A 2,622-nucleotide genomic window follows, 5' to 3' on the forward strand; every position below is an offset into this window, starting at 1 on the left:
ACCCTTCATCATTTATTTGGTGAAGGGTTTTTTTATGGGGTAAAGTGAAGGGAATTCCTTGTACATTTTATCTGCCTCTATACTAACCGCCGGGAACTTTGAAAAAGACAAAACCATTACTCCAAAATAAAAGGAAGCTGTTTCTTATTAGCAATAATTTAAAACACCAAGCTTTCATTTATCTTTTTTATTTTAAATTATCCCCGATTTCAATCCATTATAATCCTTTGATTTTAACAAAACCGTTCTAAGGGAAATCCCGTAAAAAAGACTGAAAATGAGTGGTTTGGGTTAAATTTTTTAACTTGGATTAAATTTGTATTGCTCTATATATTAAATTTATTAAAAGTTTTGATAGCCGCGAAAACCTACCGTAAACGCTTCAAAAACTTAGATTTTCTGCCCTATATACATTTCCCCCCGGAGACCTGTAAGGTTTTAAACTAGCGGCTTCTGCCGGTTTAGTTATTTATCCCCCCTCTTAGTGTATTACTTATTTAATTTTTTGATGCCCACAATTCTCTTAACCTAGTGTTTACTAACCTTAAAATTATTTCAATTATGAAAGATTTTACTTTATCTGATTATCCTTTTCCTAAGGATAATCCGTCTGAAAGATTAACTTGTTTAAGAAAATTTACCGGGTCACTGGGAAAGTTAATTTTACTTGCCTCTTTTTTGCTTACCACAGGAGTGTTCTCTCAGGTAATCATTGAAGGTGCTGTTCCTGTCAAAACCCCAATTGGTGGGTTCGCTGTGGATGGCGATGCAAGGGCCGGAGTACCAGATCCAACATACAATTTAGTTGGTGACTGGTTTTTTGAGGATTTTAATGATCAGAATAACACCGATCCCGGTGGTATTTTTAGAAGAGATCTAATTAATGAGACGCTCATTCCAATTTATGATTTCACCTATTTTTTACAGGATTCTATTCCTATGGGGAATATGAAAGATCCTACTATTTTTACTACTGATGCAAAAATAGATCAGGATCCTAATACCTATACCTGGGGTGAAGGCTCATCTCCACCCAAAAATGAAATTCAAAATGTAGCTGCTCATTTTACTTATGGTGATGATCAAATGTTAGATTATCTGGGTAACCCTGGTAACCCCGATGATCTCTGGGTACTCTTTGCTGCCGACAGGGCAGTCACCAATGGTGATAGTTATATAGATTTTGAGTTTTTACAGGACAGCCTAACTATGACCGGTCTCGGTACAGGTTCCGGTGGTTTTATAAGTAAGGCACCCGCAGAAACAGGCGGTCGTAATATTGGAGATCTTCTCGTTACTGTTGGTTATGGAAATGGCGGGGGAGTAGCTACCGTCGCTATCCTGCGTTGGGAATCGGATGGTTCTGGGGGGTACCATTATGATTTAAAAGATATAAACGACTATCAAGGTCTTATTTATGCAACTACCAATAAAAGCATTACCAATGTTCCTTTTGATGCTTATGGAAAGGATTATTATGAAATCAACCAATGGGTTGAAGGAGCAGTGAATTTAACCAAGGTTTTTGAAGAAAATGAAGATCCATGTATTTCTCTTAGTACCCTATTTGTTAGGACTAGGTCTTCAGGTGAATCGGGGACCGCACAGCTTAAGGATTTCCCGGTAGGGCCTATTCAGCTTGGTCTTGACCTGACCCCTCCTGCACCCGAGCTTACAGATGTTGAAAGTTGCGGGCCCTGGTCTGGTACACTTGATGCTACCGGTTGTGAAGGAACTGTAAAATGGTATGATGCCGAAACGGATGGAACTTTGCTTTACACAGGAGCTTCCTATACCCCCATTAACCCTATTACTGAGACCACTTCTTTCTGGGTTAGTTGTACCGTAAACGAATGTGAGGGCCCAAGGGCAGAAGTGACTGTCACTATTTATGAGATACCTGATTTTGACGTGACCAATCTTGAATCCTGTGAAGAAGGAGAAACGGGAGGTGCCTCATTTGATCTTAATGATGCCATCAGTAATGAGGATATGGGAACTTTGACCTTTTATTCCTCCAATGCTGATGCTATGGTACCTGAAAATGCAATTGACCCTATTGATGTAACTGTATTACTTACCGATAGCGCTAAAACTTTCTGGGCCCGGCTTGATAATGACGATGATGGGGATGAAAATTGCCATACTATTAAGTTTTTTACAGTAACTGTTTATGACAATCCGGACCTTGTAGTGACCGATCTTGAAGATTGTGAGGATGGGGAAACCGGATATCAGAGCTTTGATTTGAATGATGGGGTGACCACTGCCGATGGTAATGTAACATTCTATCCAACAGAAGATGATGCTATCAATGAGACCAATGCGTTAACTCCCGAAGAAGCCGCTGATGTTTCAGTACCGCTAACCGGAGCTACTTATTGGGTGCGTAGTGAAAACACTGAGGATGATACTTGTTACACCATTGATTCTTTTGATATCACTGTTTATGATAATCCTGACCTTGTGGTGACTGATCTTGAAGATTGTGAGGATGGGGAAACCGGATATCAGAGCTTTGATCTGAACGATGGGGTTACCACTGCCGATGGTAATGTAACATTCTATCCAACAGAAAATGATGCAATTAATGAGACCAATGCGTTAACTGCCGAAGAAGCT

The 2,622-nt window shown here is 39.7% G+C and carries 1 protein-coding gene; it reads left to right on the plus strand.

Going from position 1 to position 2,622, the window contains the following annotated elements:
* Nucleotides 1-561: 561 nt before the first annotated feature.
* A partial coding sequence (locus BUW93_RS14815) for an immunoglobulin domain-containing protein (protein WP_157893348.1) occupies nt 562-2,622 on the plus strand: 2,061 nt, incomplete at its 3' end.

It is taken from the genome of Salegentibacter sediminis (assembly GCF_002078605.1).
Taxonomy (GTDB): Bacteria; Bacteroidota; Bacteroidia; order Flavobacteriales; family Flavobacteriaceae; genus Salegentibacter; species Salegentibacter sediminis.